Origin of the sequence: Halanaerobium polyolivorans, assembly GCF_020711195.1 — a bacterium.
GTDB classification, from domain to species: Bacteria; Bacillota; Halanaerobiia; order Halanaerobiales; family Halanaerobiaceae; genus Halanaerobium; species Halanaerobium polyolivorans.
Map to the genome: position 1 here is coordinate 1 of NZ_JAJFAT010000022.1, position 14,593 is coordinate 14,593.

General features: G+C 29.7%; 10 protein-coding genes. All 10 read right to left on the minus strand.

Annotation, left to right across the window (positions count from 1 at the left end; genetic code table 11):
- Positions 1-201 (minus strand): transposase (locus LJ207_RS11465; protein WP_229346637.1); only part of this gene is annotated, 201 nt, incomplete at its 3' end.
- A 65-nt stretch (positions 202-266) separates the two neighbouring features.
- Positions 267-608 carry a GIY-YIG nuclease family protein gene (locus LJ207_RS11470; RefSeq protein WP_229346638.1) on the minus strand — a complete coding sequence of 114 codons (342 nt, stop codon included), beginning with the start codon at positions 606-608 and terminating at the stop codon, positions 267-269.
- A 92-nt stretch (positions 609-700) separates the two neighbouring features.
- Complete coding sequence (locus LJ207_RS11475; protein ID WP_255666885.1) at positions 701-1,150, minus strand: CBS domain-containing protein; 450 nt, start codon at positions 1,148-1,150, stop codon at positions 701-703.
- Positions 1,151-1,326: 176 nt separating this feature from the next.
- Complete coding sequence (locus LJ207_RS11480) at positions 1,327-1,968, minus strand: hypothetical protein (RefSeq protein WP_229346640.1); 642 nt, start codon at positions 1,966-1,968, stop codon at positions 1,327-1,329.
- A gap of 46 nt (positions 1,969-2,014) precedes the next feature.
- Positions 2,015-4,696 (minus strand): phospholipase D-like domain-containing anti-phage protein, encoded by a 2,682-nt coding sequence (locus LJ207_RS11485; protein ID WP_229346641.1) that lies wholly within the window; start codon positions 4,694-4,696, stop codon positions 2,015-2,017.
- A 10-nt stretch (positions 4,697-4,706) separates the two neighbouring features.
- A complete protein-coding gene (locus LJ207_RS11490; RefSeq protein ID WP_229346642.1) occupies positions 4,707-7,616 on the minus strand; it encodes an anti-phage-associated DUF1156 domain-containing protein in 2,910 nt (969 codons plus the stop codon).
- A 42-nt stretch (positions 7,617-7,658) separates the two neighbouring features.
- Positions 7,659-8,195 (minus strand): DUF3780 domain-containing protein, encoded by a 537-nt coding sequence (locus tag LJ207_RS11495; protein WP_229346643.1) that lies wholly within the window; start codon positions 8,193-8,195, stop codon positions 7,659-7,661.
- A gap of 12 nt (positions 8,196-8,207) precedes the next feature.
- Positions 8,208-11,300, minus strand: a complete 3,093-nt coding sequence (locus LJ207_RS11500; protein ID WP_229346644.1) for a DUF499 family protein — start codon at positions 11,298-11,300, stop codon at positions 8,208-8,210.
- A 111-nt stretch (positions 11,301-11,411) separates the two neighbouring features.
- Positions 11,412-13,373, minus strand: coding sequence for a UvrD-helicase domain-containing protein (locus LJ207_RS11505; protein ID WP_229346645.1), 1,962 nt, complete (start codon positions 13,371-13,373; stop codon positions 11,412-11,414).
- Positions 13,357-14,593: ATP-dependent nuclease (locus LJ207_RS11510; protein WP_229346646.1), on the minus strand; the 1,237-nt coding region annotated here is incomplete at its 5' end. The genes LJ207_RS11505 and LJ207_RS11510, both read right to left, overlap by 17 nt.

Below are 14,593 nucleotides of genomic sequence, written 5' to 3' on the forward strand. Positions count from 1 at the left end.
ATTTTCAATCTCTTTCATTTTCTTTTTTTCATCTTTAGGAAGAGATCTAACCGATCCAGTTTCTTTAGCTTTTTTAACCCAGCTGTAAACAGTATGTTTAGAAATATTATGTCGTCTTGCTACAAGAGCTGTGTTGCCGATTTCGCGACATTCTTTTACTATTTGTTCTTTAGTTTCATCGGAATATTTTCTGTTTGCCATTGGTATTTCCCCCTTGTAATTAGAGTATATCACTTTCAAACTTTTTCTCCAATTCTGTTAGGGGGCTATATAGTATTTTCTAATTTATACCTATTAACTTGATCTGCAATTTCATATAACTTATATTCTAAATATCTTACATGGGCTCTATTTAAATTATCATCTTTACTAATTACTGTAACTACTTCATTCCAAAACTCTTTTTGATCAAGATGTTGTTTTAAACGATTGAATATATTTTCTGTTTGACCTATGTAAACCATATTATCATCAGGGTTATTTGGATCTTTACCAAAGAGAAAATATACTCCAATATTTTGAAGATCATTTCTATCATCCGACTCTTTCATTAAAGAACGTAGAATTTTATATGCTTTTCCTACCCAATTGGATAATTCACAGGACATTCGTTTGTTTGAATCTCCATCTAATAAGAACAACTTTATTGTTTTAGAAAAGATTGCTTTCATATTAGTCTCCAGTTTACATATTACATAAATTAAATTTCATTTAAATTTTTATAAATTTCAGGAATATCCCAATGAGTAATTATACCCAATATTTTTTCATTTCCACTATGTGTTATTAGTAAAGATTCAATTTTATTTCTGCTTTCTGATTCATTATAAAAAAAGTCTAATGTATTAATTATATTTAGATCTTTAGATATGAATTTATAGTCAACATAATTTTCTTTATAATTAAGAACATTTAGTATAGGTGTATCATTCATTATTAATTTACCGCCGCCTTGATCTTCTAAATCTCCTAACCATCTTGCAACTGTATTATTAGTTAATAAATCAATAAATTTATTTTCATCATCAAGCACTGGTATTTGAGAAAAAGAATTTTTCTTCATTAGTTTTATAGTTTCAATAATAGAATCATTATTATTCACAGTAAGTACTTCATTTTGAAAAAATGGTATTACTTTTTTTGGATTCATTAACTTATTTTATATTTTTTTTATTGTACTAAGAGAGTAATCATTCGGAATAGCATAATATTTTGATTCATGAACTAATATATTTCTGATTTCTCTAAAATGATCTAATTGATCATAATAATAAGAAACTATAATGACGATCTTAAACTTTAATTCAAATCAAAATATACCACAGTTTAAGGTTGAGTTATTTTCAGTCGCTTATTTTCTTTCAACTCACTAATATAATTAATAGTTTTCTTTTTAAATTGTTTCGCTTGTTCCTCTTCAGCATACCAAATATTAGATTGACCAAAGCCATAGCCAAGATCTCTTTGACGTGGGACTTCAAAATCTCTAAATTTTTCTTTGATTAAATAAGCCCTTTCTGCATCAGTGAAAATATTGTAATCTTTAGAAATAAGATTAGAATTTGAATAAAATTTTATTCTCTTATAATATCTTAAAAGAGTTGCATTTTCCCACCAGCCCACAATATAATGTGGTTCCTGTTTATTTTGATTTTTCTGAGCAACCCAAACTACTGTACAATCTTCTACCTTCTCACCATCAGTATCTTCAAAATGATCTTTTAAATTCAACTTCTTCCACTTGTTATCCCCAAAAGAATCAGTATATCCACCAACAAAAGCAGTATTATAAACTTTATTATTTGATTTTAAATTCATTGTCGCTTCTATAGCATCTAGATGTTCTTGTGGATGAGATCCACCACCTGTTTTTGGGCTGATTTCATCTTTTTTACTTAAACCCCTATAATATTTCATCCAGACTATATTAACATAAACTAATTTAGATTTATCAATATTATTACTCATTTATAATCCCCCAATTTTAAAATTTAAATAAAAAAACTAATCTTCATCACCAAGAACTCCTCAGCTTCTTAAGTTTACTCTCTTCACTTAAAATTTTAGTGCAGTTCTCCCAATCAGATGCTTCAACCTTCTCGTTATATTTGACCTCAAAAGGATGTTTCTCAGGTACTTTATCAATTATCTTTTTAGCTTCTTCTTTCTGGTCTAAAGCAACATTAATCCAGGCGTCTTCTAGAACATCTGGCAGCTGTCCGAAGATAGCAGTAATATTTTTAAGTCTTTTAGAAAGCAGTTCGTGAACTCTATCTTCAACTGAATTCTTATATTTCATATTATATAAATAAATTCTATCAAATCTCTGTCCACCTCTTTGAATACGACCTTTTCTCTGCTCCAGTCTTGTTGGATTCCAAGGCATATCTATATTAACTAACCTTCTTAAAGCTTGGAGATTTAAGCCCTCTGAAGCTGCATCCGTTCCTAATAAGATCTTCAGCTGATAACTCATTACCATGTCTTTAATATCATCTTTAGTTTTTTTATAAAATTTATTATTAATATAATATCCTGCTTTACCACTCCCTGCATAGATACCTATTTTTTGATCAGTAAATATTTCAGATAACTCAGATGCTATCCACTCAACAGTATCATAATATTGAGAGAAAATGATAACCCCTTCATCAATCCAATCATCTCTTTTTAAAAGTTTGACCAATTTTTCAAATTTAGGATCTACAGCTTCATTTGATAAAAGTGCATTAACATATTTATCAAGCATTTTTTGCTCCTCGGCTGTTAAATCTTTAATTCCGCTGCTTCCTTCTTCATCTTCCTCTTCACTAATTTCATTCAAATTTTCGCCCCAATTGTTTTTGAGCTTTAACCCAGTCTTTTTACCTGCTTCAATAGAACTTCCTATTCTTTTTAAAAGCAGGGTCTTAAGAAAACCTCCACCTTTTACACGGTTAGAAATTAGCTGGCAAAATTCTTCTGCATAATCATAAGCATCTTTCATATACCCTGTTAATTTTAAAGGTGGCTCATCTATTATCTCCACTTCAATCGTATCTAAATATGGTTCTCCGGTTTTAGGATTAATTTTATTTTCTAAATACTCTCTTTCCCGTCTTACTACATGACGTATGTATGGATTGTGTAGTTCAAAAAAATCATTCATTAAAAATTCAGCAGCAGCTTTGTTATGATATTTCAATTCATTATACTGTTTTGGATATACAACCGCTTCTTCATCAATATCGGCTGATGATCTTAATAAAGAATAATTAGGACCTTCATCAGAAGGAGGGAAAGGATTTTTAATCCAGCGCCATTTTTCAGTCCCAGACAAGTTTCTACCCCTATTTTTAATTAACTCTAATCCCTGGTTGATAGATCCCTTTTTTCTCCACAAAGAACTTTTCGTCCCTAAGACTCTATCCGAGCCTTGAGATAGTACATTTAAAAGGTCCCAGAGTTCTACTGGGTGTAACTGGATTGGAGTAGCTGTTGCTAACAGCAAACTCTTTGTTCTTGTAGCTATTCTTAATAAATATTCATATAAATTTGTCTTTTGAAAAGAATAAAAGTTATTATTTTGATCAATCGACTTTCTTCTAGCATGGTGAGCTTCATCAACTATTACACACTCATAATTTTTTGAAAGCAGATAATCAACTGATTCAGATTTGGCGGTTACTAAGCCCTGTGATATAATTCCGATTTTTCTTGGGCATTTAACAATATCTTCTCTACCTCTATTGGGATATTTTATGCCGTTTTCATCAACCCAATTTGTACCGTCCCAGACTGCTGAAGGCAGATTGAGCATGTCATTTAATTCATCCTGCCACTGCTTCATTAAAGTTTTGGGCACTATTATTAAAACAGGTTTATCTCCATATAGAGCCATTAACTGAGCACTTACAGCTAATTGAAGGGTTTTTCCTAAACCAACAGGATCAGCCAAAACATATCTGGCTCCTTCAAATTTCTTGTGATCATTATAAACTTTTTCAATGAAATATTTCTGATGCTCCCACAGCCCTAAATTCTCTCTATAAATTGGAGATTCAATATTTGCAGCTGCCGGTACATTATCTTCTTCCTCAAAATCATCAACTTCCTCAATAACTTCTCTATTTGCTATTCTTTTAATATCTTTGATAATAAAATCAGGTAGGGGAATAGCTGCAGAACTGTTCCATAAAGCATCAAATTCTTCCTGCACCCACTCAACTGCTTCTTTAGAATCATCTTCCCAGACTAACTCATAGTTTATATTCCAGCCGCTTTTAGATTCATTTACACTGCCTAAAAATGATGTTTGGCCTCCATCTTTAAAAGTTATTACACCAGCTTTACCGTGAACTAATCCAAATTTTTTATTGGGCAGCACCCGAACTTCTAATTTATCAGAGACTAAATATTCGTATAATTTTTTGAAGCGAAAATTTTTATTATCCATTTTTTCTGGTTCGCTTTGACACCATTCTTTTCTGATAGCTTTTTGTGCTCTCTTAGCAGTCTTTACGTCTTCCGGCAGCAGATCAGAATTACAAACGATTCTAATTTTACCTTCAATATTGTCTAAAGCTTCACCTGCAATTTCAAATATAGAACTGCTGAAATATCCTGCAATTCTATCATATGATTTTGCTTTTTTTAGTTTTTTATTGAGAAGAGAGTCTGAAATAGACTCCCTCCTTGAAGAATATCTTTTTATCATATATATTCACCTATACACCTTCATTTTTTAATGCTTCTCTTAATAACTTGGCATATTTAGCTTCTTCATGCCAGTGTTCCATATGATCTACCATTTCTATTTTAGAAATAAAAGTTAGTATTTCACGCATTAAAGGTTTTTTATACCAGTAATCTTGGCTTTGATTAAATACTCCTTTAAGATAGGTTCTACCTGAATTTGTTGAATCATTTTTAGCTGATTCAAAAATAGCAACCAGCAAGTGTCTTAATAATGAACCGTTAAAGTCTTTTTCATTAAATTCATTCTCAAGATAACTCATCTTATATTCAGAAGGAGTTTTAAGTCTGACATTATTAGCTTCGAAGTTGTGGAACATTGTTTTATACTCTTTAACTCCAAAACCTTTTGCTAACTCTTGATAGGCTCCTATAGTATGCTCATTATTCATCTCAAGTTCTAAACCTCTAATAAAGAATCTTTCAGCATTCGATAACTCAAACCAGTGATTTTTTTCAAATTCTTCGGGTATAAGGTAGCTGTTAGCTACATCACGAGCTTTTTTAATTAATTTTTCAACTGGACTTTCCTCGTTTCTATCTCCAGAAAGCCAATAATCAATATCTATACCATCAATTTCTCCATAACCTGTTAATACCTTAAGTGCTGCCGCATAAGAAGCAAGTAAATAGTCAGCATCAGTAAAATCAGGAATGTCTTTATAATCAATTCCTTTCATAGAATCAATCATCTTTCTAACTTCAATCTGGATTTCATCATATACTTCATCCTGAAAAGCAAAGTCATCTGAGGTTTGTTTTTGAAGAACTAATAAGACAGTCCCTTTAACATAATTTCCAGATTTTAAACCTGCAGATTCAGTTTCAGTAGATATGTTCCAAGCTGATGAAACTTTTAAGCCAGCTGACCACAAAATCATAGTTAATTCTGACCATACTTTTACATCTTGGTGTGTGAACATTACAATTTGATATCCGTTTTTAGGCATATTATCAGCTAAATTTTTATATATTTCTATCATACTTTCATTAAAAGACTGACCTGTTCCTTTTACAGCTAACACCCTTTTTGAATCTGTATACCATTCAGGAAAAGCCTTTTTTAAAAATTGTTTATCCCAGGCAAGAAAAAACTCTGATAACTCGTGATAATTAACTGCATCAGCATAAGGAGGATCAGTTATCCAAATATCATGACTATATTTTAAATTTCTAGCATCCATAGGACAAACTTTACTTGAAGTATCAATATTATAATTGTTAATATTAAAAAACCAACTATTTTCCAACATGCGCAGACTTCTTGAACCATATACAAAGAACGAATTCAGTGATTGGTTATAAAAAGTATGTTCAACTTTTTCATTAGCTCCACTTGAATTCCAATGACTTAATTTCGAATTATAATCGCAACATTTATTAACACCCAAAAGTCCAATAATCATTTCTTTTTTGTTATTAGATAAAATATTAGTTTTTTTCAACAATAAACTATTAATTAAAAGTTGTCTTGGATTAAATAAATGATGCCAATATTGCCACCCTCGCTCTCTAATTAACTGATCTGTATTATAACCCTCTACTATTTTATCATCTGGTATATATCCTATGTTTTTCAATTCATCATATCTTTCAAACAACAAATTCTCTACTTTTTTTTCATTTAACAAATCATGTTCATTAGGAGCTCTATAATATTTATTATCGTTATTATCTATATATTGAATTGCGAATAATCTTTCTTGAAATATAGCTTCATTATTTATTACATTTTTTTTGCTCCATTTTTCTAAGCCGTACTCTATATTACCGTTAACTTTTTTATCACCCCTGATAGAACTTATTGGAGATTTATTTTTGCAATGGGGGCATACTAATTTATCACCTGATATAGTTTCTAATTCTTTAGATTTATTAATTTGATTTTTGTCTGCATTTTGTATAATTTTAAAATCAAAAGCATTTTTACCATTATCATTTAATAATACAATTGTTTTTGTTCCTTTTCCTATATACCAAGAAGAAGCTAAAGGAACTTGATATCCACATTCAGGACATTCAACTTCACTGCAATATAGATAAGAATTAGCTCTATGCCCATTCTCATTATGTTCAATTCCCCATTCTTTAATTTGTTTATTAGCTTCATCATAAACCTTTTTTTGAAATTCTTTTAATTGTTCAATTTTTTGACCAGAAGCGCCTGCAATATTTAATGAAGCCCATGTTAGCAATGCAGCTATTGGGTTTAAATCGGATCCAAAAGCTTCTGCTCCCATTCTTGCTGCTTCAAATGGAATAGAACCTCCTCCAGAAAAGCAGTCACCAACTTTAGGAATATGGCCAAATCTTTTCTTTCCTAATTCTTGTATTAATTCCTGCAGACTAGAAGCATCTGTTTCCAAATGGTTATTAATAATTTCCCATTCATTGTCATCAGTTAATTTGACTTCTTCAGGTCTTTTACAGTAGCTTAATTTATCATCATAAGATAATCTACCAAAAGCTATTTTTTGTAGTTCTACTTTCATCTCTTTCTTATTATCTCTAGACATACCTTTAGGATATTTAGGCTTTTTTGAAGTCGATCCTTCTCTGAAATATTTTCTTTTTTCTTCTTCGGTAGTCAGTTGCCATAATTCTTTTTTAGAAATGTTTTTATACTTTCTTAACCACAAACCTTTTTCATCCATAGTCATAATTTTAAGGAATATTTCTCTATCTTTATTGTAATTATCTGAAACTGGTAATAAGGTCCCTAATAAAGCTGCCCTAACCATAACCAATGGCTTTCTGCCCCACCATTTACCTAATCCAGTGAGAGTTTGTCCTAAATTAGCTTTTCTTTCTTTATAACTTTCTTTAGATATTCTTGAAACTGGAAATTGAACTTCAATAAATGATTTATTATAATCTAACAAAATAATCCTCCTCTAAATTTCTTGAGATTTATCTAGTTTATATTAAAATAATCGCTGTACAAAGCTGCCTGCTAATTTATTATCTACAGGGTTTTCTGTAAGTGCATATCTTAAAGCTATCCTCCAGCCGCGGTTGTCGCTGTAGTGACCCGTTGAAGCATTAGTCATTGTAAAAAGCCACCATCTTTCTTCAGGTGATAAACCTAACCAATTTTTGATGGCTAAATCAATAACACCAACCTCAGCATTTTCTATAGACCACAGCAGCAGCATTAATTCTTTACCATATAAACGTTCTAAAGGTACATAATAGCTGTCGAAATCTCCTACTGGAAGACATTCGTCTTTTAAGCGCCTATTAAATTCTTTTTTAATTACATTTTTAACTTTATTCCATTTGGTCTTACTTAAAATTACCTTTTTATCTTTATCGTTTAGATCACTAACCTGCTCATCTTGATCCCAATTAAATCTCTCGTATACTGTTATTTTAGCATTTCCAGTTGGTATTTCTAAGAGGAAATGATGATTGGTTTCTTTCGGATTAAAACCAAATCCATAGGTTTTTACTTGACTCAAAAGATCATCCCCTTAATTTTGACTAAATCTATTTTTATACATTTCTAAATTAAATTCATTCTTTTCAAGCCATCTTAAAAAATCTCTACCGCTTTTGAACTTTATACCAGTTATATTAGCAGTTAAATCATGTGGCTTTTCTCCAACAAAATTATCTTTAATATTTTTTAGTTGTTCTTCTAACATATTCATATCATCTATTTCTACTTTATCTATCATGAAAGTCAAAGAAAAATCAGCTTTACCTCTGCCGGTGATAATAAATTGTGCCTGTTTGAAAGTCGCATTTGTTTCATTTAAAAATTCAAGCTCCTCGTATGTCGCTTTTGTTCCCTTTGAAGTTTGAGCTTCTGTTAATTTGACAGGCTTATCCTTATCAACTGTAACTTTCTTATTTGAAACTTTATACTGCAGCACATCCGATGTTATATCGTGTTCTTCATTTACTGCAACTGCTTGAATGTATTTTGCATCTTCAGGTATAATAATTGGATCCTGATAAACGCCTCCATTTTCTTTTGGAGAAGCACCATCCGTAGTATATCTGATTTCACAATTACTTGGTGTTGCCTGCAGTTTTAAAGCGTCTTTTCCGTTAATAGTTAGTTCCTTATACTGCAGATTTATATCATTCTCCCATCTTACAGGGGCACCAGTTTCATTAACGCCATCTGAATCAACTGCTAAAAAGTAATAGACTAAATCAGTTGCTTCAAAAGAGTTATAGTTGTCTACTTTTTTGGAAGCCTTAGTAGGCTCTTGACCTATCTCATAGTAAACTTCATCTGCATTAACTGGAGTAATGCGCAGTGTGGAAATACCATTTTCACTTATAGTGCTCATTTTAGTAACATTAACATTAGTTTCTTTTTTTGGAGGAGTTTTATCAATATAATTACCATCTTTAAACCAGATTTCTTTCTGCAGTGAATCTTCCTTTAGATCCTCAAGAGCATCTGGTTTATGCCACAGCCACCTTGTTTCAGTAGCAGTTCTTTCAACCAATTCATTCCAGGTCATTCTATCTCTAGTGAAGATAATTTTATCAAATCTTTTCCGTAATTTCTTTGGTTCAATATCTGTAGTAAACTTCATTTCACTGATTAAAGTGTTTTTAATTTCTTTTTCAGCATTAAAGTTGTTTTGAGAGAATTTCATAATTAAATTGGTGCTTTTTAATACATTTTTTCGAGGATAATATAAAGTAGTAAAGGTCTCTCTTAAACTTGAGTTCAGCCTGTTGCCGGTTTTATCTTTTAAATCCATAGCCTGCTGCATTTCACTGTCTCTATCGCTGACATTATCGGCCTGCATTCTGTCAATTATATTATTAATTGCTCTAACCTTCTTGGCAGTTTCTAAAAGCTTATTCATAACATTCTTTTGACCAGTTAAAAACATAACCCTATTTTTATATTCTACTTCTTCAAAAAACTGCTTTAATTCACTTTTTAGACCATCGCTACCCTCACTAGGTTCAGAAATTATTAAAGAAACTTTTTCTTTAGAGAGTTCAATTTCTTCAATTGAAGGGAAGACCATTAAGTTTTGATAGCAATCTTTATCATTAGGTTCAAATTCTTTTTTAAGTAAATCTTTAATATATAATTTAGCCTGACTGCGGGTTAAACTTTTTATCTCATCCTGCATTTCTGCAACTACATTTTTAGTCTGTCTAAAGAGCAGTTTATTATGGTTTTTATATAAATACCAGGCTTTTTCCTGCAGTTCTTCAATACCGCTTCTAATTTTTGTAATATCCCTATTTGGAGCAACAAGATAAGTAAAAATCTCACTCACTGATAGACCAACTATTGCCTCAGTAGCTTTTGATAAAGAAGACATTAAGATCAGTTTTGAAACATCTTGGACATCCTGAGAATCTGTAGATTTATCAATTCTCTCTGCAACAGAATGGCCGTTATTTGCAATATCATGGCTTATGGCATTTGTAAACTCTGGTTTAATTGATTTAATTTCATTAGCCATTTCAGCATTATTTAAATCAATATCATAAGGATTAATTAAATAAAGATTATCAGCTTTATCTGATTCTTTAAAAATACCTTTAAGCATCTTTTTAGTTAATCTAATTACACCACGAGTCTTTTGGAAACCTTGATTTTCCTTAAACCTTTCCACTAAATCTTTAAAAGAAGGATGGAAGGGATACGTATCTCTAATTGCTGAAGCGATTTCACCGGGGACTTCATCTGTATATCCCATTTCTACAGCTTCTTTGACGCTGTTTTTAAAGCCATTAGCTACTTTGTTGATTTCAGCTTCTTCTGGTAAGCTATCAAACATTCTAGTTTTTAAAATATCATAAAGATCATTACTGTTGCTTGATACAGGTTCTAGATTTAAAGAAAAACGATTTATTTCTCCATCAAGCTCTTTAAACATTCCTTGAATTATTTCTGATTCTTCTTCATATGTAGCTTCAAGATCAGATACTACTAAACAAACATTAGATAATTCTTTTTTATTAATAGCATTTAATAAATTTGCGATTGCAGTTGTTTCAATATCTAATAATGTACCCTGTCCATAAGTTCTAGTTTTAGCATTATTTAAATATGGCGGCAGCTCATCTAATAATATTAGAGTAGGTGTAGAACTTTCCAGTAGATTAATCCAGGCAGTTTGACCCGGCGCCTGAAGTGGAGAATAGTATTCACTAAACTGTTCTTTTTTTCCCAACTGTTTGGCAATCTCTCCCCAGGTACCATAATTCATATCAGATTCTCTACCTGTAACTGATATTGTTTTAATCTCACCTTCTATATCATTATATTTGCCGTTAAGAGTCTTTTTCCTTAAATCAGGATATTTAGCTAATAATCCCAAAGCAATCATGTTGTGAGTTTTACCTCCACCCATAGCCTGGGTTAGTTTAATAATGCTGTTTCCTGATCTATTTCTAAATTTATTCATAGCGGTATCAAAAACTGTTTCCATGTTGTCGGTGATAAATGTCTCTTTAAAAAATCTTTCTGGATCTATGTTTCCATTTTTCAAGTCTGAAAGATCCAAGACCTCATCTTTCATTGTTCTATCAAAGACACTTTCTCTAACCTTGACTGAATTAGCAAGAGTTTTCATGATTTATCTGTTCCCCCTCTTAATAATATATGATATCAATTTCTTATGTATTTTCAAAACAAATTCTAAATTTGAGCGTAATTTAATTTAAATAATTTTTATTTTTAATAATTATACCTCAATTACCTCCCAAATATCTTCATTAATACCAGATAGATATTTATCATATCTATCTCGATGAACTGCAAATGCTAATAAATGAGTCGGTCTACTAAAACCAACATAAGCAATTCTAGCAGATTTTTTAGTTCTTTTATTATCTGAATCTGTAATTTTCTCATTCTTGAATTGCTTATTCAACCTCTGAGATTCATAAGATTTTGCATTCTCACCACTTCCATCTTTTTGATAAAAAGATTCTAAATATAATGTAGCAGTGTGAGTTTCTCCTTTAACTGAGTGAACTGAACCTAATTCAATTTTGTTATTATTAATCTTGCACAAATGACAATCAAAATCAATTTCATCTTCAATAATAATTTTCTTAGGATCCTTATTAATAAATTCATTAGATTCATCTATCTCTTTACCAAAAATACCAAGAAAATCATCCAAATAATCTTTTATATCTTCACATAACTCAGATTCTTTTCTTTTAATTATTTGAGTGCTCCAACTATATAATTTTAGTTTCAAATTTTCATATTGCTCTTTATTGTTATTTTTTAAATACCAAAAGAGACTCCTTTTTGTGTAATATCTATCATTATCTATATTAATTACATTTTCTATCCTAAGTACTTTTAAAAGTAGATTTACTAGATTATTATAAATTTCTTTGTAATTATTCTTAGAATTGATCAGATAACTCTCTAATGAAGTATATTCTGTTTTGGAATTAGAATTATTTTTATTAAATTTAGGGCAATAATCTGGAAGAGTAATTTTATTATCTTCTTTCTTTTTAGTAATCCAAGATACTGCTTTTATTGGATATTTGTAATCAGCAGGAATTTCATTTTCAGTTTTAAATTTATTAATTAATCTAATGAATCTCTGAATTACTTCACACTGAGAATTATAATCATTATAAATTAACAAATGCGGTTTTATTTTAGTGTTTTCTGATTTTATACTCTCAATATCTGCAGAATTTAATGCAAAGTTTTGTAAAACTGTAGCTATATTTTTTGAAAATCTATAACTTCCAGTTATTTTAAGAGTATTTTCTCTAGATTTCCAGATTTCTTCTAACTTAAAGTTAGTTCCCCCACTATATATTGCCTGATTTCTATCTCCAATTCTTTGATAAATAGATTTACTATTACCATTATTATAAAATATTTTTTCTAATATATTATGTTGATGAATATCCATATCTTGCATCTCATCAACAAAAATATAGGAAAATCTTTTCTGTAGTAAGTTTTTGATTTCAGGATATTTTTTTAAATATTTATTGGCCAAATAATAAGCATCATCATAACATAAAATTCCTTGATTGAGTAAAATATTTTTCATTTTTGATAGTTTTCTATATGTTTTTCCAGAAGTATTTTTTAATGCAAAATCATCAGTTTTACTATTAATTCCAGAAATCAACATATTATTTTCATTAAATCTTATGTTTTGCAAAAAATCTAAAGTATTTGCTCTTTTATTTAGCCAAAAATTATCTCTTAAAACATTATTATAATAATTTTCTACTCTTTCATTATAAAAATTATCATTAATTTTTGAAATTTTCTCTTTAGTAACCTGGTTAAAAAACGGTTTAGCCAGATATTGATTAACAAAACTTTGAATAGTTCCAATAAAATTGGGATAAGAAAATAATTTAGGACAATATTCTCCTATTTCATTTTTTATCTCATCAACTGCATTATTGGTATGAGAAATCACCAGTATCCCTGAACCATCTTCAAATGGCAATTTTCTTTCTAAAATCAATAATTTAGCCAATAATGCTGTTGTTTTACCACTTCCTGGAACAGCATGCAAATCTATTGTTTCAAGATTTCTTATAAAATCAATTCTCTCATTTTTATCATCCTCGAAAGATTCATCCGCATCTAATAATATTGATTCAGCATATTTGATATCTTTATCAGTTATATTAATTTCTGCAGGCATATTTTATCGCCTCAATTAGATATGATATAGTGTCATTTTTATATGATTCTTCTTTATTAAAATCAATTTCATTAAAAGAATTACTTGTTTTAATTATATTTTCCAATTCATAAGCAATTTTGGTTTTATTAAATCTTAAATTAGAATTCAGTAATCTATTAGCTAATTCTTCTTCGTAAGAATTTGTGCTGAATATTTTAGGATGTACTTTTTTTGTAACTTCTATAAAAATATCATTCATTAATTCAGATTTATATAAACACCATTCTAATGTCCATTCAGGGGTAATAAATGGTTTAATAATGTTCTGTGTTCTTTCTGGATTACTTTGATCAAAATGTTTAATATTATCGTTTTTATTTTTAAATTCTTCTTTACATTCTCTTTGATAAACTTCTTCATTTTTTTTATTATTATTTGCCTTTTTATATTCACGTACATCAACATCATTTACAACCGATACTCTAACATTCATAGCATCAGAATCATCTTTTCGCAAAAATATTTTGTAATAATGATTAAAACCTACATTCCCAACATTAATAACGGAAACTTCATTTTCAGTCAAATCATATCCAATTTCCTTAGCTAAGGTAGGAATAAGTATTTCTTCTGACCAACCTTCAACTAAAATAACCCCTTTTGCAAAAAACAAATTTGATTTTGTAACATCAAGAAACTTTTCTAAAAATATGTAATCGTCTTTATCTAATTCAGTATAATCACTCCCCATAGGGAAAGCAATATCATTAGTACAAATTATTAAATTTTCAAGTTTTATTTTTGAAGCTAAATTTGGACTGTGAGTTGTTAGAATTAATTGGATATCATTATTATCCTGTAATTTTTCTATTACTTTCATCTGCACTTGAGGATGAAGATGTGCTTCTAATTCCTCTATTAACCCCAGTTTTAAACCAGGCCAACTATCTTTTTTTAAATGTAATAATTCAACAGCCATAAATAAACGGTTTAAAGTTCCTAAACCAGGATTATCAACATCTGAGATTGTTAATTCTAAAGTTTCCAAAATACTTCTCAAATTTGCTTCAGAAGTTCTAAACTCACTCTTGCTATCTTTATCATAAAAACCTCGAATAAATTCATCAATTACTTTTTTAATCTTATAACCTTCATTTTTTAGTTCTTCTTTATTAGCTTTTTTAAAATAATTAGAAATTTCTTCATTAAACTTTTCAAATTCTTGATATAGCTTATTA

What these genes read in the sequence shown, in the direction of transcription:
- LJ207_RS11470 (WP_229346638.1), bottom strand. Translation starts at nt 608, where the DNA reads ATGTCCTGTGAATTATCCAATTGGGTAGGAAAAGCATATAAAATTCTA.
- LJ207_RS11475 (WP_255666885.1), bottom strand. Translation starts at nt 1,150, where the DNA reads ATGAATCCAAAAAAAGTAATACCATTTTTTCAAAATGAAGTACTTACT.
- LJ207_RS11480 (WP_229346640.1), bottom strand. Translation starts at nt 1,968, where the DNA reads ATGAGTAATAATATTGATAAATCTAAATTAGTTTATGTTAATATAGTC.
- LJ207_RS11485 (WP_229346641.1), bottom strand. Translation starts at nt 4,696, where the DNA reads ATGATAAAAAGATATTCTTCAAGGAGGGAGTCTATTTCAGACTCTCTT.
- LJ207_RS11500 (WP_229346644.1), bottom strand. Translation starts at nt 11,300, where the DNA reads ATGAAAACTCTTGCTAATTCAGTCAAGGTTAGAGAAAGTGTCTTTGAT.
- LJ207_RS11505 (WP_229346645.1), bottom strand. Translation starts at nt 13,373, where the DNA reads ATGCCTGCAGAAATTAATATAACTGATAAAGATATCAAATATGCTGAA.